The sequence below is a fragment of the Allobosea sp. OK403 genome (genome assembly GCF_900113835.1).
GTDB lineage: Bacteria > Pseudomonadota > Alphaproteobacteria > Rhizobiales > Beijerinckiaceae > Allobosea.
Genome location: NZ_FOQV01000001.1, coordinates 616,636 through 637,770, shown reverse-complemented (window position 1 = coordinate 637,770; position 21,135 = coordinate 616,636). Strand labels below are relative to the sequence as shown.

10 protein-coding genes are annotated in these 21,135 nt (G+C 65.7%); 6 read left to right on the top strand and 4 right to left on the bottom strand.

Annotated elements, in window-relative coordinates; translation table 11 throughout:
- Window positions 1–90 precede the first annotated feature (90 nt).
- The 4 genes from BMZ97_RS02720 to BMZ97_RS02705 form a co-directional block, all read right to left on the bottom strand.
- The gene (locus BMZ97_RS02720) at window positions 91–1,479 is read right to left on the bottom strand and encodes a sugar transferase (RefSeq protein WP_244546206.1); all 1,389 of its coding nucleotides are present in this window, start codon (window positions 1,477–1,479) and stop codon (window positions 91–93) included.
- A 354-nt stretch (window positions 1,480–1,833) separates the two neighbouring features.
- Complete coding sequence (locus BMZ97_RS02715; RefSeq protein WP_092165207.1) at window positions 1,834–2,847, bottom strand: NAD-dependent epimerase/dehydratase family protein; 1,014 nt, start codon at window positions 2,845–2,847, stop codon at window positions 1,834–1,836.
- 92 nt (window positions 2,848–2,939) lie between these two features.
- The gene (locus tag BMZ97_RS02710) at window positions 2,940–3,731 is read right to left on the bottom strand and encodes a WecB/TagA/CpsF family glycosyltransferase (RefSeq protein ID WP_092165206.1); all 792 of its coding nucleotides are present in this window, start codon (window positions 3,729–3,731) and stop codon (window positions 2,940–2,942) included.
- Window positions 3,731–4,714, bottom strand: coding sequence for a UDP-glucuronic acid decarboxylase family protein (locus tag BMZ97_RS02705; protein ID WP_092165205.1), 984 nt, complete (start codon window positions 4,712–4,714; stop codon window positions 3,731–3,733). Before BMZ97_RS02705 ends, BMZ97_RS02710 begins: the two co-directional genes overlap by 1 nt.
- A 381-nt stretch (window positions 4,715–5,095) precedes the next feature.
- On the opposite strand from BMZ97_RS02705, the gene BMZ97_RS02700 reads away from it, so the two are divergent.
- The 6 genes from BMZ97_RS02700 (at window position 5,096) to BMZ97_RS02680 (ending at window position 21,134) form a co-directional block, all read left to right on the top strand.
- Window positions 5,096–6,343 carry a polysaccharide biosynthesis/export family protein gene (locus tag BMZ97_RS02700; RefSeq protein WP_092165203.1) on the top strand — a complete coding sequence of 416 codons (1,248 nt, stop codon included), beginning with the start codon at window positions 5,096–5,098 and terminating at the stop codon, window positions 6,341–6,343.
- Window positions 6,344–6,379: 36 nt separating this feature from the next.
- Window positions 6,380–7,804, top strand: coding sequence for a mannose-1-phosphate guanylyltransferase/mannose-6-phosphate isomerase (locus BMZ97_RS02695; protein WP_092165201.1), 1,425 nt, complete (start codon window positions 6,380–6,382; stop codon window positions 7,802–7,804).
- The gene (locus BMZ97_RS30570) at window positions 7,776–8,384 is read left to right on the top strand and encodes a hypothetical protein (protein ID WP_175525405.1); all 609 of its coding nucleotides are present in this window, start codon (window positions 7,776–7,778) and stop codon (window positions 8,382–8,384) included. Before BMZ97_RS02695 ends, BMZ97_RS30570 begins: the two co-directional genes overlap by 29 nt.
- Window positions 8,385–8,914: 530 nt before the next feature.
- A complete protein-coding gene (locus tag BMZ97_RS02690) occupies window positions 8,915–10,951 on the top strand; it encodes an amino acid adenylation domain-containing protein (protein ID WP_175525404.1) in 2,037 nt (678 codons plus the stop codon).
- Window positions 10,944–18,878: a non-ribosomal peptide synthetase/type I polyketide synthase gene (locus BMZ97_RS02685; RefSeq protein WP_139221138.1), complete on the top strand. Its 7,935-nt coding sequence runs from the start codon at window positions 10,944–10,946 to the stop codon at window positions 18,876–18,878. The genes BMZ97_RS02690 and BMZ97_RS02685 overlap by 8 nt, the downstream gene beginning before the upstream one ends.
- Window positions 18,879–18,884: 6 nt before the next feature.
- Window positions 18,885–21,134 carry a condensation domain-containing protein gene (locus BMZ97_RS02680; RefSeq protein WP_092165195.1) on the top strand — a complete coding sequence of 750 codons (2,250 nt, stop codon included), beginning with the start codon at window positions 18,885–18,887 and terminating at the stop codon, window positions 21,132–21,134.
- Window position 21,135 lies beyond the last annotated feature (1 nt).

Here is a 21,135-nt window from a genome sequence, read left to right as displayed (position 1 = left end):
CTTGCCCCGGCTGATCTCGATTGACCCGAGTGAAGGTCTCGGTCGACTGCGCCCCAGGCGTCCCGCAAACGCGAAACCGCTTGCGGCGCGTTACTTCGCACCTCGCGCCAGCAGCACTGCCGGAACGGTTTGGAGCAGGACGTAGAAGTCCAGCCAGAACGACCAGTTATGGATGTAGAAGCTATCTTGCTGCTTCTGGACCGCGAGGTCGCCATCGCTGCGGTCGGTCACCTGCCACAAGCCCGTCAGGCCAGGCGGCACGCTCGTCCGCAAGACCTGGAACGCGGCGTCGAAACATTGGCTGTGATAGGCAGGGAACGGCCGCGGCCCGACGATGCTCATATCGCCGCGCAGGACGTTCCAGAGCTGCGGCAGCTCGTCGACGCTGGACCGGCGGATGAAATGCCCGATCCCGGGCAGGATCCGAGGGTCGTTCGACAGCTTGAAGAATCGCTCCCATTCCTGCCGTGCGGCGCTGTCGGCGCTAAGATGCGCGGCCAGCCTCGCTTCGGCGTCCGCATACATGCTGCGAAGCTTGTAGACATTGAAGATGCGGCCGTTTCGGCCGATCCGCGGCTGCGCATAGAAGGCGGAGCCGCCGTCGACCGCCTTTACGGCAAGCGCGAACAGGACGACCACGGGCAGCGCCAGAAGAGCAAGCGGTATCGCCACCGCGAGATCCGCAATGCGCTTCAGGCGCAGATTGCGCGGCATGTGAATGGTGCTGCGCAGCTCGAGCCCCAGCAACCCGCCCATCGCCCTTAGCCGCGGATTCAGGACCTGAAGCGCCGAGGCGTCGTGAACGACGAAGATCTGGCGCAAAGGCAGGCGCGCAAGCCAGTCCGCTTTTTCTCCGCGCAGATCGCCCGATGCGCAAAGAGCGACCTCGATCCGCGAGGAGATGACATTGGCCTGTCCGGAAGTGATGACCGGAATACCGGCCATCTGTCCGGCGTCGGACAAGGCATAGCCGTCATCATCGCTCAGTATGGCGACCGGCCTCAGCCCCAGCTCCGGTCGTAAAACCAGATTGCGTGCAAGAGCCGCGCAGGCCGACATCGTTCCGTAAAGGATGGTGGGGGCGGTCCACAGCGAGTGGCGTAGCAATACGCTCCGGACGAGCGCCTCGACATAATAGCCGAGCAGAATGGTCAGCGCCGCCCCGATGACGACGAAGCCCCAGAAATGGGAGGGCGGCGCTGCGATCATCAGCCACAACATCACCCCCGCTGCCGCCGTGACATTGCCGAGCGTGCGCCGGCGCAGCCTGTCGACAGGTTCGGCGCGCTCCGAGCCATACAGCCCAAAGCAGGCCTGTGCCCCGCATAGCGCCGGAACCCAGACCAACATCAGGCTCGCCATGTCGATTCTGGTATCGGCAGCCGCCATGGTCGCGCCGAGCTGCAGGATGCCGGCGACGATCGTTAGTGCGACGAGATCTCCCGCCAGCAGCGCAGCGGCGACGAGCTGCCGCCGCATTGCAGGCTCCACGTTCGCACCGAGCTGGTGGCCAGGCTTTGCGATGGCGATCGCGGATGGGACAACGGTGGTGACAACGTCCGGCATAGCGAACTCCCGTGCCACGTGATGGCGGAACCTAGCTGCGCTAGCGCAACATCCAATCGATCTGGATCGTACAATTGCGCTAGATCATTGTTTTAACGCGACTTTTTCACGCGAACCGGTACCCACTTCGCTCGAAATCGCTCTGGAGCAGGATGCGGAAAACTGGGAACCGGTTTTTCGCATCGATCCTGCTCTCACTCTTCGATGAGAGACGGATTCAGATTTCAGGCAGGAGCACGGTGTGAACCTATCTGAAGTCATCCGGCTCTATTGGGCTGCAACCCTCGGAATCGGCTCGATCAAAGCCTGACGGTCGGCCCCGCCGGCCTTCACCTGTCCCTCGATCCAGGCATAGGTCGGAATCAGCCCCTGCCTGAGATGGATCAGCGGCTCCCATCCCAGCACTTCGCGCAGGCGGGTGTTGTCGCTGTTGCGGCCGCGGACGCCCTGCGGGCGATTGATGTTGAAACGCTTGAGGATCGTCTTTCCGGCGATCTCGGCGATGATGTCGACGAGCCCGCTGACGTCGACGAGCTCATCCGTGCCGAGATTCAGCGGCCCGGAATAATCCGACCGCATGATGCGATAGATTCCCTCGACGCAATCGTCGATGTACATGAAGGAGCGCGTCTGCTTGCCGTCTCCCCAGACCTCGATCGTGTCGCCGGAGTTCGCATGCGCGACCTTGCGGCAGATGGCGGCGGGCGCCTTTTCCTTGCCGCCGTCATAGGTGCCGAGCGGTCCGTAGACATTGTGGAAGCGGACCAGCCGGGTCTGGAAGCCGTAATCTTCCATGAAGTACTGGCACAGCTTTTCGGTATAGAGTTTCTCCAGCCCGTATCCGGGTTCCGGATCGGCCGGGAACGCATCTTCTTCCTTCAGCGGCACCACCGAGGGGACATCCTGGAGATGCTGCGGGTAGACGCAGGCCGATGACGAAAACAGGAAGCGCTCGACCTTGGCGTCGTGCGCGGCCTTGAGCATCTGAGCGCTGATCATCGTGTTGTTGTAGGTGATCGAGGCGTGCGCGCCGGAGATATAGCCGATGCCACCCATATCCGCGGCAAGGTTGTAGACCTCGGACACGCCGTGAACGGCCTCGCGGCAGTCGTCAAGCTCGCGGAGATCCAGAATCCTGAACTCGTCCGCCGTGCTGACCTGATACTCCGGGTCCTTGATGTCGACGGCCCGGACCTTGTAGCCTCGATTCTTCAGGTAATTGACCAGATGGAAGCCAATAAAGCCGCCAGCGCCCGTGACCAAAACAGGTTTTTGAGACATTAGACCACTCCACCGAGTATTCAGTTTCAGGGATATCGATTTTTACTTTATCCAGCAGTCGCCAAACCGAATTATACCTCTCTTGAGACGATCTATCTTTTGTGGGTAGCCGCTGCCGCGGCCTTCGCCCTAAGAAGCTGCAAGCTGGCTCCAACCATGAACTGCGGCACGATCTTGCCGTAGCGGCGCCAGAGTCGCCGTGGCTCCGACAACAGCCGAAACAGCCATTCGAGCCCGGTTCGCTGCATCCAGAGCGGCGCCTGGCGCTTCGTGCCGGCGAGGAAGTCGAAAGCTGCCCCGACACCGATCATGACCGGCGCATCGATCTGGCCGAGATGCTGGGCCATCCAGTATTCCTGCTTCGGAGTGCTGAGCCCGACCCAGACGATATCGGGTCTGGCATCGTTGATCATGCGCACCATCTCCTCGTCCTCCTCGGCCGGGGCGGGCCGAAACGGCGGCGAGAAGGTGCCTGCCACGGCAAGCCCCGGAAAACGCTCCGTGAGACGGTCGCGCAGGCGCTCGGCAAGACCGGGAGCGCCGCCGAAATAATACTGGCGATAGCCCCTCTCCGCCGACAATGCGGAGAGCTGCAGCATCAGATCCGGGCCGTAGACTCTCTGCGTATGCCGATGGCCGAGCTTGCGGGCCATCCAGACCAGCGGCATCCCGTCTGGCGTAACCAGCCCGGCATGTTCATGGATCGCCATGAGCGCCGGATCCGACTGGCTTTCGATCACCCCATGGACGCCGGTGATGCAGACGAAGTGGTGAGCCTTCCGGCCGATCCAGTCTTCGATCGCGCGCAGCGCATCCGCCATCGTGATGGCGCTGACATTCACGCCCATGATCCGGGCGCGAGGAATCGGGGTTTGCGATGTCATCAGCTGGCCCTCGCGACCTCGACCCGCCGCACAGGATCGTGAATCCTCGACAGCACATCGTCGAAATAGGCGATCGTGCGCTCGAGGCCCTCGCGCAGCGGGACCCTGGGGCTCCAGTGCAGCAGTTCCTGCGCCCTGCCGATGTCGGGGCAGCGCTGGCGCGGATCATCCTGGGGCAGCGGCCTGAAGACGATCTGCGAGCGCGAACCCGTCATCGAAACGATCAGCTTCGCGATTTCTGCCATGGAGGTCTCGACCGGGTTGCCGAGATTGACCGCGCCGTCCAGCGGTTGCGTGACGTTCATCAAGCGCATCAGCCCCTCGACCAGGTCGTCGACGAAGCAGAAGGCTCGTGTTTGCTGACCGTCTCCGTAGAGCGTTATCGGTTCGTTGCGCAGCGCTTGGACGATGAAATTCGAGACGACGCGGCCGTCTTCGAGATTCATGCGAGGGCCATAGGTATTGAAGATGCGGGCTACGCGGATCGCGACGCCGTGGCGCCTGTTGTAGTCGTAGAACAGCGTCTCGGCGCAGCGTTTGCCCTCGTCGTAGCAGGCGCGCGGTCCGCTGATGCTGACCAATCCGCGATAGTCCTCGACCTGGGGATGGACGTCGGGATCGCCATAGATCTCGCTGGTCGAGGCCTGCAGGATCGGAATGCCGAGCCGCTTGGCCATGCCGAGCATGTTGATCGCCCCGAGCACGCTTGTCTTCGTGGTCTGCACGGGATCGCGCTGATAGTGCACCGGCGAGGCGGGGCAGGCGAGATTGTAGATCTCATCGACCTCGAGATAGAGCGGGAAGGTCACGTCGTGCCTCATCACCTCGAACTGAGGCTGTCCGAGAAGCGCGCTCAGATTTTCGCGGCGACCCGTATAGTAGTTGTCGACCGCCAGGACCTGATGACCTTGAGCGACCAGGCGTTCGCAAAGATGGCAACCGAGAAAGCCAGCACCGCCTGTGACGAGAATACGCTTCTGCATGTCGGAACTCCGCCGGGTCGTACACGGGAACGAGCCGGCAGCTTTGCCGTAAGCATTCCGTTCTCAAAGGACGCTTTGGGAGGGTCATCCTCTGGTGGGAGCCCGCGCCCCAGCGTGATGTCCTGACGCGGCTGCGACAGCCGCACAGCACGTTGGGGTTAATCCCGTGGCGACGCGCCTTGGCCTGAATGGCAACGCGGAAAGCAGGCCTAGTCCTGACATCCTGACGCCGCCCGGCATCCCATCCTGGGATTTGCCTGGGTAGGACGGTCGGAGCTGACCTTGCACGCCTCAACTGATCAACGGGGACCTCGTCCCACATCCGGAACACCTGCGCATCTCGGCAGCTCGGGACGACGCAGCCTGCGGTATTCCCTCCCGGTGCTGCTCGCTTTCCTGTTCTTCATGATGCCAAGCTTCCTCATGGGGCAAAGCGCGTCGGCGGCGGAACGCGAAGCGGACGAAACGCTCTCGATCGGCGACAAGGTCACGATCTCCGTCTTCGGCCAGTCGGATCTCTCCGGCGACTTCGTGCTCGATGGAGCAGGCGCGGTGAACATGCCCCTGGCTGGGCGCATCCGGATCGGCGGGCTCACCGCGCCCGAAGCGGAGGGGCGCATCCGCGGTGCACTCATGGACGGCTATCTTCGCGATGCCGTCGTCAGCCTGCGGATCGCCGAACTGAAGCCCGTCTACGTCATGGGTGAGGTTCGCTCGCCGGGGACCTATCCTTTCCGGCACGGACTCAGTGTTCTGGGAGCCATCGCGTTGGCCGGCGGCTATCGCGTCGGCGACGAGTCGCTCGCCGTACTCAGGTCCGAGCTCTTGCTTGCCGACGAGCGCGAGCAACTGCTCGGCACATCGCTCCAGACGCTGATGGCGAGACGGCTCCGGCTGGAGGCCGAGCGTGACGGCATGAAGCAGCTCGCGCTGCTGGCAGCGCGGACGCCGGGCAGCGCCCAGATCATGGCTGGAGAGCAGGAAATCCTCGATTTCCAGCGCCGTGCGCGCGAGGGCGAGCGCGAATTGCTGAGCCAGCAGGTCGCACGGCTCGCATCCGAAAGGACCGCTTTGACCGAGCAGGCCGACTTGGCCAAGCGCCAGGTCGATCTGACACAAGAGCAATCGGCCGAATACAACAAGCTCGCCGCGACCGGGAATGGGCTGCGAACCGTTCAGGTCGAGCGCGAGCGCGAATATGCCCGCACGCGCAGCGAGGCCGCCCGCATCAAGGCCGAACTCGCCAAGAACGAAACGGCGCTGGGCGAGCTGACGCTTCGGCTAAGGGAACTCGACACGACCTATATGCGCCGCGTCGTCCTCGAGCTCCAGGAAACACGGCAGAAGATATTGGAGGTCGAGCGCAGCATTCCGACCGCGCGCGAAATCGCCGAGAGCCGGCGCCGCAGGCTGGCCGCCAGCGAGGGATCCGGTGCCGCGACCGACTGGGACCTCCGGATCACGCGCCAAACAGGTCTCGCACCGGCAACGATCCAGGCGAGCTTCGAAACCTCCCTGCAGCCGGGCGACATCATCCAGATCACGCCGAAGCGAGGGGCGATCGACAGCAAACAGTCTGAAGAGACTCAGACAAGCATTCGCTCACTCACGGGCCTTGCCAGCCGGTAACGCCCCGTCGCCGCTACGCCGCCGAGAGGATCCCAGATGCCTTCGAAGATACGTCCGATCATCATGTGCGGCGGCGCCGGGACAAGGCTGTGGCCCACATCCCGGAACTCTCTCCCGAAGCAGTTCGCTATGCTCCTCGGTGAGCGCTCGACATTCCAGGACACCGTCCTGCGGTTGCGGCACAAGCTGTTCGAGCGGCCGATCATCCTGACCAACCACACTCATCGCGTCCTGGCGGAGAAGCAGCTTGCGGAGATAAACGCCTCGGCCGATATCGTGCTCGAGCCCGAGCGGCGCGATTCCGGGCCTGCCATCCTTGCCGGTTGCATGGTCGCGGCGAGCCAAGACAGCGCAAGCCAACACGCGGACACCCCTGTCCTCGTGGTCGCATCCGACCATGTCGTTACCGACCCGGCGGCCTTCCGGAACGCCGTTGCGAACGGCCTTCCCGCCGCCCGCGCCAGACGCCTCGTCACATTCGGGATTACGGCGCGCCATGCCTGCACGGAATATGGCTGGATCGAGCCTGGGGTTGTCCTCGAGGGCGAAGCCCGGCGCGTCGAGCGCTTCGCCGAGAAGCCTGACGGACACCGTGCTGCGGAATATCTCCTCAAAGGCTGGCTCTGGAACTCGGGCAACTTCCTGTTCGGCGCCCAAACGCTGATCGAGGAATATCGCTCCTTCGAACCGGCGACGGTGAAGGCGGTCGAAGCCGCTCTCGCGAACGGACGAGACGAGGATGGCGCTTTTGCCCTGGCCCTGGCCGATTTCGTGAAGGCTGAGAAGCGTTCGATCGATTTCGCCGTCATGGAGCGCACGGAACGAGCCGCCGTCATTGCCACCTCCTGCGGCTGGTCCGATGTCGGGAACTGGGACGCCCTGTGGGCCTTGAGCGACCATGATGGCAGCGGGAATGCCCGCCGCGGCAATGTCGAACTGTTCGACGCGCATAATTGCCTGGTCTCGACGGACGGGCCGATGACCTCCGTCCTCGGCGTGGAGGATCTCATCATCGTCGCGAGCCGGGATGCCGTTCTTGTCGCCGACCGCAGCCGCGCAGCGGAGGTCAAGCAGATCGTCGAGCTCTTGCGCAGCAAGGGCTGCAGCCAGGCCGAGACACACTCAAGCGTTCATTACGCCTGGGGCTCCTACCAGATCGTCGATTCCGGCGAGGGTTTCCAGGTCAAGCGGCTCATCGTCTCGCCCCAAGGGCACCTGTCGTTGCAGAAGCATCGCTTCCGATCCGAGCACTGGGTGGTGGTCCGTGGCACAGCCACCGTGACCATCGACGAGACGATCGGTCGCTTCGGCAGGAGCGAGCACATCTTCATCCCGCTGGGGGCCATCCATCAGCTGGAGAACCGCGGTATCGAGCCGCTTGAACTCATCAGCGTCCAGAATGGAAGCTATCTCGGCGAAGACGACGTCATTCGTGTCGACGCCGTCCAACATTGGGTCTGACGATGAGACGCTGAACCGAAGCTATCATCCTGCAGCGGATCTCGAAGCCAGCACTGCAGCCGGCGATGATTCCGCTGCGGGCGATTGGGAGCGCATCGCGACACAGATGGAGGCGCCTTTGGCAACGTCGGAGAACCCTGCCCGGCAAGACCGCGACGGCGAGCGCTCCCAGACGGGTTTGCCTGCGGTCCAGCATTCGGCCTTTGCAAAGCATTGGCTGGCGGTCGACGAAGGCGGTGCTGAACTGATGACGGCGACGTTCGGCGCGCCTGCCAGACAAGCGCTGCGACGGGTTGCGCCCGTTTCCATCTCCCATGACCGGCCGGCGATCCAGCCTGTGCTGCAAACGCGCTCCATCGCACCGCCCCCCACCCGTCTGCGGGCAACGGTGGTCCTGTTCCTCCTCGCCTTGACGATCCTTCTCGCCGAACCCGCAACGCGCTTGTTCGTCCGGGCCGTCACCGTGCGGGCGGAGGCAAGGTGGCCCGGCCACGATCTTCGCCCTGGAGCAGGATGCGAAAAAGCGGGTACCGGTTTTTCGCATCGATCGTGCTCTCACTCTTGGATAAGAGACGGATGATTTCAGCCTGAACCGCACCGTCATTGCAAGAAACAAAGCGACGAAGCAATCCGGGGGCGGCCGAGCGCGACGTCCTCCAGGATGGCTTCGGCTCACGCGCGCAATCACGGCGCGGATGGCATCGAAACCCAGTTCCCGGCAAACGGCGCCAGCGCCGCCGCGCTCGCGGCCTTCTTCTGCTCATGGGCGACGCCGGCTCGACCAGACCCGCTTTCGAGCCGATCGATATCATCGCGGCCAGAACAGCATGTGCAGGAGCTTCGAGGCGGCCTGTCACGCGCTTCCACCGAGCCTCGCCGGCCTCGACACGACGCCATGTCGCGACCTGTTCAGGGCTTTGTTTCCGGCTGAAGGCCTGGCGAAACGGCAGAGGCCGGCCCACTCCAGAGCAACGCTCTTCTGCGCAGACATGCCCGATGGGCAACATCGGGCGCTGCCCAATTGCGCGGAACGCGCTGACTTCTGGGAAGATGGTGTTACTCCAACTGCTCCCATTTTGTCGCCGGGTCTTGGCGCATAGCCTGCCCTTCATGACCCAGATCCTCGACAGAACCGCCCCCCGTCGCACACAGGATTGCGGCCGGTCGCAAGCTCCATCCGGAGCCGCTCTCAATGAAGCGGCCATCTCGGCGCAAACGCCGCCATCCGACAGGACCGCAAGCGCTGCGGCCCCAGTCGAAGCCGAGACCCTCGTCACCCTGTTCTGCGCCCGAGCAGCCGCGCAGCCGCGCCATGTCGCGCTGTCGCTTGGCTCGGCCAACCTCTCCTATGCCGAGCTCGACGACCGCGCCGACCAGCTGGCGGATCGGCTGGTCGCGATGGGGGCGAAGCCTGGCGCCATCGTCGGGCTCTGCCTTCCGCGCTCGCTCGAGCTGATCGTGGCGATGCTCGCCATTCTGAAGAGCGGCGCCGCCTATCTGCCGCTCGACCCCGCCTATCCCGGCGAGCGCCTCGCTTTCATGGTCGAGGACGCCGATGCCTCGATCATCGTCGCGACATCCGATTGTGCCGGCTGGCTGCCCCCCGGTCGGCGGTGGCTCGATCCGCACAGTCACGCAGGCGCCGATACGGCGAGGCATCCGCTGCCCAGGCATCTGCCCGAGGCTGGCGACCTCGCCTATGTGATCTATACCTCCGGCTCGACCGGACGCCCGAAAGGCGTCGCCGTCGAACACGCGGCCGTCACGCGGCTGTTCACTGCGACGCAGACCTGGTTCGCCTTCCAGCCAGGCGATGTCTGGACCTTGTTCCATTCCGTATCGTTCGATTTCTCCGTCTGGGAGATCTGGGGAGCGCTCCTCTATGGCGGGCGCCTCGTGATCGTGCCGGAAGGCACGACGCGCGACCCCGCCGCCTTCCTGCGCCTGCTCGCCGACGAAGGCGTCACGGTCCTCAACCAGACACCGTCTGCATTCGCCGCCCTCGACCAGGCCGATCGCGACCGCTCGGGGCGCGATCGGCTCGCGCTGAGGCTCGTCATCTTCGGCGGCGAGGCTTTGGACCCCAGGCGCCTGGCAGGCTGGTACGACCGCCGCGGCGAGCACGCCCGTCTCGTCAACATGTACGGGATCACCGAGACCACAGTTCACGTCACCTATCGTCCCCTGTCGCCAACCGACACAACGCGGCGCTCCTGCCCGATCGGCCGGGCGCTTGCAGACCTCGACATTCTGCTGCTCGACGGCGACACCCTGCTGCCGGTTCCCACAGGCGAGATCGGCGAGATCTTCGTCGCGGGGGCGGGACTTGCGCGCGGCTATCTGAACCGGCCCGACCTCACCTCCGCTCGCTTCGTGCCGCACCCGCACCGGCCAGGCGCCAGGCTCTACCGCTCGGGCGACCTTGCCCGCCAGATCGACGAGAGCGAATACGAATATCTCGGCCGGGCCGACCAGCAGATCAAGATTCGCGGCTTCCGCGTCGAGCTCGGCGAGATCGAGACGGCGCTGCTGTCGCATCCCACGGTCAGGCAGGCTGCGGTGCTGTTGCGTGCCGATGGCGGCGGGCATGATCGCCTCGTCGGCTACCTCGTGACGGAGGGTGGCGAACGCCCCTCGCCTGCCGCGCTGAAGGCCCATCTCGCCTCGACCCTGCCCGATCACATGGTGCCGGCGGCCTTCGTCTTCGTGCCGCATCTCCCGCTGACGGTGAACGGCAAGCTCGATCGGGCTGCGCTGCCCGAGCCGGGCCGGTCGCGGCCGGACACCGCCGCGCCCTATTGCGCGCCGCGCAATGCGCTGGAACGGCGGCTGGCGGAGGTCGTCGCCGATGTCCTCCGGATCGACCTTGTCGGCATCGACGATAATTTCTTCGATCTCGGCGGCAATTCGCTGCTGATGGCCGAACTCTATCGGCGCCTTGCCCATGACCTTGCCCATGACATGACGGGCCTCGGCCTGATCGATCTCTACCGCCGCCCGAACCTACGCGCCCTGGCCAGCCATCTGACGCCCGCGGGCCACGGCACGCTCGGCGCCCTTGCCGCGGCGCGCGAACGCGGGATGCGTTCACGCGGGCTGACGGTATCCTCGCTCAGTGCCGCGCCGGCTGGCGGTTCCCATGAGTGACCCCCTCCCCGGCGGCGCCATCGCGATCATCGGCATGGCCGGTCGTTTTCCCGGCGCGGCCGATATCAGCGCGTTCTGGCAGAACCTTCTGGACGGGGTGGAATCCATCACCCGGATCGATCCCGCCGCGCTCGAGGACAGTTTCGATGCGGCGACGCGCGCGCTCCCGAACTATGTCCCAGCCCGATCCCTTCTCGAAGGTGTCGAGCTTTTCGACGCACCCTTCTTCGGCATGCTGCCGCGCGAGGCCGCCGTCACCGATCCGCAACAGCGCCTGTTGCTGGAATGTGCGTGGGAAGCACTCGAGGATGCAGGCTACGATCCCGCCAGGCCCGGCCAGTGCATCGGTGTCTTCGCCGGCGCGACATCCAGCACCTATCTGTTGCACAACCTGTTCCAGGACCGCGCCGCCATCGCCGACTACACGTCGAACTTTCAGATCGGCAACCTTTCGATGCTGGTCGGTTCCGCCTCGGATTTCACCGCGACGCGCATCGGCTACAAGCTCGGTCTCACCGGCCCTTGCGTCGCGGTCCAATCGGCCTGTTCGACCTCGCTTCTGGCCACCTCTCAAGCCGTCCAGAGTCTGCTTAACCACGGCTGCGACATGGCCCTGGCAGGCGGCGTCTCGATCACCTTCCCGCAGCGACGAGGCTATCTTGCCCAAGATGGCGGCATGGTCTCGACGGACGGCCATTGTCGCACTTTCGACAGCGGCGCCAATGGCACCGTCTTCGGCAGCGGCGCCGGCCTCGTGGCGTTGAAACGGCTGGAGGATGCCGTCGCCGACCGCGATCACATCTACGCCGTCATCCGCGGCGTCGGCCTCAACAATGACGGCGCCGGCAAGGTCGGCTTCACGGCGCCCAGCGTCGACGGCCAGGCGGCGGCGATCATCATGGCTCACGCCGCCGCCGATATCGAGGCGCGCTCCATCGGCTATGTCGAGTGTCACGGAACCGGCACACCGATGGGGGATCCCATCGAGGTCGCCGGGCTGACCGCGGCCTTCCGCCTGACGACCGAGGATTGCGGCTTCTGCGCGCTGGGCTCCGTCAAATCCAATATCGGCCATCTCGATGCGGCAGCCGGTGTCACAGGCCTGATCAAGGCCACGCTCGCGGTCGCGACCGGAACGCTGCCGGCGAGCCTGCATGTCACGCAGCCGAACCCCGCTCTCGATCTGCCGAACAGCCCGTTCTTCATCGCGGATCGCCTGCAGGGCTGGCCCGCCGAGGAAGGACCGCGCCGTGCGGGTGTCAGCGCCTTCGGCGTCGGTGGAACCAACGTCCATCTCGTGCTGGAGCAGGCGCCCGCGACCGAAGCGGAGGCCCCGGCACGCAACAGCCAGATCCTGACGGTCTCGGCCCGGAGCGCAGTCGCCCTCGGCCATGCACGGGATCGGCTCGCGCAGCATCTCGACGCGCACCCCGAACAGAATCTCGCCGACATCGCCTTCACCTTGCAGACGGGACGACGTCATTTCGCCCACCGCATTGCCGTGGCCGGCAGCAGCCATGGTGCGGCCGCCGAAGCGCTGCGCAAGCAGAATACCGCTCACACTGCGGCGGTGACCGGCTCGGGCGACCTCGTCTTCATGTTTCCCGGACAAGGGTCGCAATACCCCCAAATGGCGCGGGAGCTCTATGCCGGAGAGCCGGTTTATCGCCGGACCGTCGATCTCTGCTGCGAGATCTTGAAGCCCCGCCTCGATCTCGATCTGCGCAGCCAGCTCTATCCGAGCAATGGCGGCGCCGATCCGGAGCGCCTCTCGGCGACCGTGCTCGCGCAGCCCGCGATCTTCACGGTCGAATACGCTCTCGCGCAGCTCCTGACGAGCTGGGGCCTGCGTCCTGCCGCGATGATCGGCCACAGCGTCGGCGAGTTCGCCGCGGCATGCCTCGCCGGCGTCTTTTCGCTCGAGGATGCGCTGTCGCTCGTCGCGGCGCGCGGCCGCATGATGCAGGATCTGCCGGGCGGGGCGATGCTGGCCGTGCGCCTGCCCGATGCCGAGATTGCGGCGCTGGCTCGTCACGGCGTCTCGGTGGCAGCGGTCAACGCTCCCGGCATGAGCGTGCTCGCCGGCCCATTCGAGGTGATCGAGGCGCTGGAAGCGGAGCTTACGCGGCGCACGGTGACGCATCGCCGGCTGCAGACCTCGCATGCCTTCCACTCCGGCATGATCGACCCGTTGATCGAGCCGTTCACCGAAGCGGTCGCGGCCATCCGCCTCAACCCGCCCGAATTGCCCTATGTCTCGGGTGTGAGCGGCGATTGGATCACCGCCGAACAAGCGACCGATCCATCCTATTGGGCCAGGCATGCCCGCGAGCCTGTCCGCTTCTCCGATGGTATCGCCACCCTGGTGCGCGAGCTGTCTCCCGTGCTGCTCGAGGTCGGTCCCGGTGCTGCGCTGGCGAGCTTCGCACTGCAAGGGGCTGGCGCCGGCCGAGCCGTCATCTCGTGCCTGCCTGCGATGCAGGGCGACGCCGGAGAAATGCTCGCGGCCGCCCTCGGGCGCCTCTGGTGTGCCGGCATCGCGCCGGACTGGACTGCCTATCATGGCGAAGGCAGCCGCAGACGCGTCTCGCTGCCGACCTATCCTTTCGAGCGCAGCCGCCACTGGGTCGAGGCTCCCGCAGCCTCCACTGGCGGCATACCGGCCATACCCGTCATCGCCCCCGACACTCTTCATCAAGGTCAACCTGATCAGGAACCGGCCATGAACCGCCAAGCTGATGTCGACCTCATCTCAGGCCGCTCGGGTCTCGGCGCCCGCGTCGCCGCCATCTTCGAGAACCTGTCGGGCCGGCCCTTCGGCGAAGCCGAGACCGGCGCGAGCTTCCTTGAGCTCGGCTTCGACTCGCTGCTGCTGACACAGGCTGCCCAAAGCCTGCAGACGACGTTCGGCGTGCAGATCCGCTTTCGGCAGCTTCTCGACGATCTTCCAAATGTCGACGAGGTGGCGCGCCACATTGCCGAGCTTAAGCCGCAGGAAATCGCGCAGCCTGCCATCACGGTGCAGATGGCGGCGAAGGCCGCTCCATCCCCTGCCCCATGCCTTGCCTTGCCCGCGGCCTCCCTCGCTGCCGCCATCGACGTTGGCCGGCCAGACGGCTCGGCTATTGACGTACTGATGCGCGAGCAACTCGACGCGATGTCGCGTTTGATGGAGCGTCAGTTGCAGGTCTTGAGCGGACAGGCGACCTCGCCTGCCAGCGTGAAGACGGCACCCCCCGTACAGCTTCCACCGGAGAATGCTCCCGCTGCGCCGAACGCTGCGGCCGCAGCCGGCCCGGCCACACGGTTCCGGGCCCTGATCCGGACAGGCAATGAGGCGCTCACGGAGGCGCAGCGCGCGCATATCGCCCGGCTGACGGCGCTTTATGTCGGCAAGACCCAGAATTCCAAGCGTCTCGCGGACCAGCATCGCCCGATGCTCGCCGACCCGCGCACCGTCTCGGGCTTCGCCGCGGACTGGAAGGAGATGGTCTATCCGATCGTCGCCGCACGGGCGAAAGGCGCACGGATCTGGGATGTCGATGGCAACGCCTATATCGACCTCGTCAACGGCTACGGCCAGACGGCCTTCGGCCACGCCCCGGATTTCATCGTCGAGGCCGTTCAGGCCCAGCTTGCCGAAGGCTTTGCCATCGGGCCGCAATCGCCGCTCGCACACGAGGCGTCCAGGCTGTTTTGCGAGCTCACCGGCCATGCCCGCGTCGCCTTCTGCAATACCGGCTCCGAAGCCGTGATGGCTGCGATGCGCGTTGCCCGCACCGTGACCGGCCGCGATCGCATCGTCGCTTTCGCCGGCGCCTATCATGGCCAGTTCGACGAGGTTCTGGTCCGGGGTGTCGGCGCGGGCGAGCAGCGCCGCTCCGTGCCCGCCGCGCCGGGTATCCCGGCAGAGGCCGTCGGTCGCATGACCGTGCTGGACTACGGCACAGATGAAAGCCTCGCCTGGCTCCGCGAGCACGCTCATGAGCTTGCTGCCGTTCTCGTCGAACCCGTGCAGAGCCGGCGGCCCGGATACCTGCCAGCCGCCTTCCTCAAGACGCTTCGCGAGATCACCGAACAGGCCGGCACGGCGCTGGTCTTCGACGAGGTCGTGACCGGATTCAGGGTCCATCCGGCCGGCGTACAGGCGCTGCTCGGGATCCGTCCCGATCTAGCCACCTATGGAAAGGTCGTGGGCGGCGGCCTGCCCGTCGGCCTGCTGGCGGGAACGCCCCGCTTCATGGATGCGCTCGACGGCGGCGCCTGGCGCTTCGGCGATAACAGCGCGCCCGAGGTCGGCGTCACTTTCTTCGCGGGAACCTTCGTCAGGCATCCGCTCGCCCTGGCCGCGACCGTCGCCGTACTGAAGCATGTCAGGGACAAGGGGCCGGCGCTCATGGAGGCGCTGACCAAACGCATGCGACATCTGGCCGAGGAGCTGAAGCGCGCCTTCGTGGAGGTCGGTTGGGATGTACCGATCGAAAGCTATGGCAGCGTTCTCTATTTCGAGCCGGGCCGCGACCACAGGCTGGGCAGCCTGCTGCATTACCATCTGCGGGCCCGCGGCATCTTCATCCAGGAGCACTATCCCTGCTTCCTGACGACGCAGCACGGCGATGCCGAAATCGCCGCGATCCTCCAGGCTTTCCGCGAAAGCCTCCAGCTCATGCGCCGGGACGGGATGTTGCCTGGCAGCACGGTCGAAAGCCGCGCGGCGGAGATTTCCATAGCACGTTCCGAGACCGAACTTCCTCTGACGGAGGCCCAGACGGAAATCTGGCTTTCGGCTCAGACGAGTGCAGAGGCCAGCGCCGCTTTCAACGAGTCCATCAGCCTGACGCTTGAAGGCGAGATCGACGCACCCCGCCTCGCGGAGGCGGTCAGGCAGGTCGCCGCCCGGCACGCGATCCTGCATGCCAGGTTCTCCGGGGATGGCGAGACGATGCAGATCGCGCCATCGGGGAGCTTTCCGGTCGCCATGAGCGATCTGCGTGGCGAACCCGATCCGCTGGGAGCCCTGCGCGCCACGATCGAGGCCTATGCCAGCCGCCCCTACGATCTCGTGGAGGGCCCGGTAGCGGAAGCCGAGATCATCCGGCTCGGCGATGATCGGCATGTGCTGATCCTGTCGGCGCATCACATCGTCTGCGATGGCTGGTCGACGAATGTCCTGCTCGACGAGATCGCCACGGCCTATCGCTCCGGCGCCGGCAGCCTCAAGGCCCCGATGCCGTTCGCCGAGTATGCGAAGCTGATGCGCCAGGATTCGCGCGTCAATGAGGCCGGAACATACTGGGCCGGGATGTTCTCGGACATTCCCGCCCCGCTGGAATTGCCGACGGACCGGCCGCGGCAAGCGCTGCGCAGCTTCCGCGGCGGCACGCGCACGAGCTTCATCGATGCCGAGCTCTATCGCAGTGTGAAGGCGGCCGGCGCGCGGCGCCGGAGAACCCTGTTCACCACGCTCTTCGCCGCTTTCCAGGTCCTGCTGCTACGGCTCTCGGGCGGGCGCGACCTCGTCGTGGGCGTACCCGCCGCCGGGCAGTCGCAGCTGGAGGGCCCCACGCCGATCGGCCATTGCGTCAACTTCCTGCCGATCCGAGGCACCATTGATCCGGCCGAGCCGTTCTCGGCCCATCTCGACAAGGTCGGGCGCATCATTCTCGACGCCTACGACCATCAAAGCTTCACGCTCGGTGCGCTTCTGAAGCGGTTGCGCATCCCGCCCGTCTCGGGCCGGCTGCCGCTCGTCGAGGTGCAGTTCAATCTCGAGCGTCTGGCAGGCAATCTCGACTTCGGGCCCGGCGTCAGCGCCAGCGCGGAGCCTAACCCCAAATCGTTCTCCACCTTCGACATCTACTTCAACATCGGGGAATCCGACGACGGGCTGCGGATCGACTGCTTCTACGGTGCCGATCTCTTCGATGCTGCGACCATCGACCGTTGGCTGGGGCACTACCGCACGCTGCTGGCGGCCATCGCGGCCAATCCCGATATGACCATCGCCGCGCTGCCGCTGATTGAAGGCGGAGAACGCCAACGTCTGGTCTCGGATCTGAACGACACGCAGGTCACCTTCCAGATCGAGGCGGGCGCCATCGCGGCCTTTGAGCAGCAGGCCCAGCAACAGCCCGACGCCATTGCCGTGTCGTTCGGCGATGAGCACCTGTCCTATGCCGAACTCAACGCCTGGGCGGACCGTATCGCGGCCGAACTCATGGCCCGGATCGACACGCCCGAGAGCCGTGTCGGGCTCCTGATCACGCGTTCTCCGGCGCTCATTGCCGCAATGCTGGGCGCGCTGAAGGCCGGCTTCCCCTATGTGCCGCTCGACCCGATGATGCCCAGGGCGCGGATCCAGACGATCCTGAGGGACTCGGAAGCCGTCGCGCTGTTGACCGCCGGCCCGCTAGATCCGTCCGTCCTCGAGCTCGACGAAGGCGTCATCCCGATCGATGTGGAGCAGACCGATTGCAAGCTCGCCGGCATCCGGACGGCGCCGGTTTCAGCCGCTCACCTTGCCTATGTCATCTATACCTCGGGTTCCACCGGGGCGCCGAAAGGCGTCGAGGTCACGCATGGCGGCTTGTCGAACCTGCTGTTCGCGATGGCGGACGAGCCGGGCTTCGCCAGCACCGACACCATCCTCGCCGTCACCACGGTGACGTTCGATATCGCGGCGCTGGAGCTTCTGCTGCCGCTGATCCGGGGCGGCCGGGTTGCCATCGCGACCGCCGAGGAGGCGAAGGACGGAACGGAACTTCTGGCACGGCTGGAACAGAGCGGCGCCACCGTTCTACAGGCGACGCCGATGACGTGGCGGCTCCTGCTGGAGGCCGGCTTCCGCTCGCGCCCGGGCTTCCGGATGCTCTGCGGCGGTGAGGCCCTGCCGCTCGAACTCGCCCGCAAGCTTCTCGAAGGCGGCGGCGAGCTGTGGAACATGTATGGACCGACCGAGACCACCATCTGGTCTTCAGTCGCTCGCATCCTACCCGATGACGACGTCATCACCATCGGCCTGCCGATCGCCAACACGCAGTTCTACATCGTCGATGACAATGACCAGCCCGTCGGAGTCGGCATTCCCGGCGAATTGCTGATCGCGGGCGCGGGCCTGGCACGCGGCTATGCCAACAACCCAAGGCTCACGGCCAAGAACTTCATCGCCAACCCGGTCGATCCCGGCACCTGCGCCAGGGCCTACCGCACCGGCGACCGCGCCAAATACCTCGCCGATGGCCGCATCCAGCATCTGGGACGCCTCGACCACCAGGTGAAGCTGCGTGGCTTCCGGATCGAGCCCGGGGAAGTCGAGGCTGTCCTCGCGCGCAAGACCGGCCTCGTCTCGGCCGTGATCCTGCGCGAGGACGTCCCGAACCAGGCCCGTCTGGTCTGCTACCACGTCACCGGCGCGGAAAGCCCGCCATCAAGCGAGTTGCGGACGCTGCTGGCGCAGGAGTTGCCGGATTACATGGTGCCGACGGCCTGGGTCGGCCTGCCGGCGCTGCCTCTCAACGCCAGCGGCAAGCTCGATCGCGCCGCTCTTCCCACGCCCGACGCGGAGATCGCGGTGCCGCAGGCCGGCAAGGTTATGCCCCGCACCCACGTCGAGGACATCCTGGTCCGCATCTGGTGCGATGTGCTGCGACGTGAGGATATCGGCGTCGACGAGGATCTGTTCGATCTCGGAGCCGATTCCCTCAGCATCTTCCAGATTACCGGGCGGGCGCGGCGCGAGGGCCTGAAGCTCGCGGCCCGGGACTTTTTCCGGAACCGGACGATCGCCAGCGTCGCTGCAGCGCTTCCCGACGAAGGCGTCACCGAACCGGCCGTCGCTTCGGCATTCTGGAAGCGGCCATGGCGGCAATCGCGCGACGCCGCGCAGCCAGGCGAACCAGGCGCCGTCCCACAGCGCGAGCGGGGTTGAACAACCATGGCAAACCAGTTCTCGCGTGATCCCGAAACCCATACTCGCGAACCGGACCGCATCGTGATGACGGCACGGTGCTCGCCGGCCCAGGAGCGCTACTGGCAACTCGACAGCAGGGACCCGGGCACGCCCGCGCTCAACATCGTCGTCAAATGGCGGATACGCGGCCATCTGGACGCCAGCCTGGCGCAGGATGCGTTCCAGGCGATCCTGGACCGGCACGAAAGCCTCCGGACGGCCATTCAGGTCATCGATGGCCACCCCGTTCAGGCCATCGCGGAGCATGTGCCCTTCAAGCTGGCCGAGATCGACCTGTCCGGCCTGCCGGAAGCCGATCGCACCACAGAAGCCGATCGTATCGCACAGGCCGAGGCGCGCACGGGGTTCGACCTGAGCGAGGCCCCGCTGCTGCGGGCGACGCTGCTCCGCAAGAGCCGCGCCGACGCCGTGATCCTGGTCATGGCCCACCACATCGTCAGCGACGGCTGGTCGATGGGCATCATCGCCAAGGATTTCGTGTCCGCCTATCAGGCGCTAGGCCGCGGCCGTAAACCCGCCCTCCCCGATCTCGCGCTGCAATATTCCGACTTCGCTGAGGGAAGCCATGAGGACATTGCCGGCGGTGGCCTCGAAGACGAGGAAGCCTATTGGGCGCGTAAGCTTGCCAATGCCCTCGTCGTCGAGGTGCCGCCCGATCACTCGCGCCCTGCGACGCGCAGCACGAGCGGCGCCTCACTCTCCAGGCTGCTGCCCCGCCCCTTGACCGCGAAGCTCGCCGAGCTGGCACGCAACGAAGGCGCGACGTTCTTCTCCGCCGCCTATGCCGTGCTCCTGGCGCTGCTGCACCAGCGCACCGGTGCCTCCGACATCGTCCTGAGCACGCAGATGGCAGCCCGCGACGAGGTCGAGCTCGAAGCGATCGTCGGCCCGTTCGTCAACACGCTCGTGCTGCGTACGCAGCTCACGGAGGAACAATGCTTTCTCGACCTTTGCCGCGCCGCTCGCGACACCTTCGAGGAAGCGGTCGACCACCACCAATGGTCATTCGACAAGGTCGCCCCGATGCTGCCGACCCACGGGGACGCCAGCAGGGCGCCGGTCTCGGTCAACTTCATCGTGCAGCGCGCCTTCATCGGTGTGCTCGCCAATGACAGCTTTCAGCTATCGGGAATTCCCTCACCCCTGCCGGGAGCGCTCTACGACCTCAATTTCATTCTGGTCGAGCGCGAGGAAGGCTGGCGCCTGACCTGCGAATATCATCGCGATCTCTATGACGAGGCGACTGCGAGTGAGCTGGTGGCGCGCTACGAGAGCCTTGCCGAAGCCTTGCTCGCCAGCCCGACCGAGCGATTGCCCCGTCCGGCTCCGACCTCCCTGCCGATCGCATCCCCGCTGTGGCTTCCTGCAGGTCCGGCTCCGTCGCCTGTGGTCGATGCCACGGCGCTGCGCCGGACCTGGCTGCAACAGAGCGGCACGCAGCCGACCCTGTTCGCGCTGAATCACACAGCCCATAATCTGCGCCTGTATCGGCCGCTGTCGCAGGAACTCGGCCCCGATCAGCCCTTTGTTGCCCTGCAACTGCTCGACCCGCTCGTGGACGGCGCGGCGCCGGCCGCGATCGAACAGCTGGCGGCTGCCTATTGCGATGCGATCCTCGCAACCAGAGCCGAGGGGCGATATCGGATCGCCGGCTTCTGCCGGTCCGGCGTGATCGCGTGCGAAGTGGCCAGGCAGCTTGCGGCGAGCGGGCGCGAAGTCGATCTGCTCGTGCTGATCGACTGCTGGGCGCCGGGCTATTTCCTGCGGCAACCCTACGGTGCGCGCCTGCTCTTCAGACTGAGGCGCGCGAGGCGCTTCGCCCGGCGGTTCTGGCACGCGGGGGCACGCAGCTTTGTGACCCGCATGTCGTTCTGGCTGCAATCGACCGCCGCCATGCGGCGGGCAAAGCGATTGCTCTTCTGGAGAGCCGCCGACGAAGCCACCGACGAAGCCGATTTCTGGCGCACGACGGACGAGCTCGAAATATTGGTCCAGCGCTATACTCCGCCCAGCTATCACGGCCGCGTTCTGCTCTTCCGCAGCGAAGCGATCCCCGACGGCTGGCCGCCCGACCCGACCCTCGGCTGGACGGGCCGTTTACCTGCCGGAACGCCTTGCTTCGCCCTTCAGGGAGAAGGCCATGAAGGTGCGTTCTCGCAAGCCGGTTCGCGGACCATGGCCGAACGAATCATCGAAGCGACGCGCCCTAGTTGAC

What these genes read in the sequence shown, in the direction of transcription:
- BMZ97_RS02695 (WP_092165201.1), top strand. Translation starts at nt 6,380, where the DNA reads ATGCCTTCGAAGATACGTCCGATCATCATGTGCGGCGGCGCCGGGACA.
- BMZ97_RS02680 (WP_092165195.1), top strand. Translation starts at nt 18,885, where the DNA reads ATGGCAAACCAGTTCTCGCGTGATCCCGAAACCCATACTCGCGAACCG.
- BMZ97_RS02715 (WP_092165207.1), bottom strand. Translation starts at nt 2,847, where the DNA reads ATGTCTCAAAAACCTGTTTTGGTCACGGGCGCTGGCGGCTTTATTGGC.
- BMZ97_RS02710 (WP_092165206.1), bottom strand. Translation starts at nt 3,731, where the DNA reads ATGACATCGCAAACCCCGATTCCTCGCGCCCGGATCATGGGCGTGAAT.
- BMZ97_RS02705 (WP_092165205.1), bottom strand. Translation starts at nt 4,714, where the DNA reads ATGCAGAAGCGTATTCTCGTCACAGGCGGTGCTGGCTTTCTCGGTTGC.
- BMZ97_RS02685 (WP_139221138.1), top strand. Translation starts at nt 10,944, where the DNA reads ATGAGTGACCCCCTCCCCGGCGGCGCCATCGCGATCATCGGCATGGCC.
- BMZ97_RS02720 (WP_244546206.1), bottom strand. Translation starts at nt 1,479, where the DNA reads ATGCGGCGGCAGCTCGTCGCCGCTGCGCTGCTGGCGGGAGATCTCGTC.
- BMZ97_RS02690 (WP_175525404.1), top strand. Translation starts at nt 8,915, where the DNA reads ATGACCCAGATCCTCGACAGAACCGCCCCCCGTCGCACACAGGATTGC.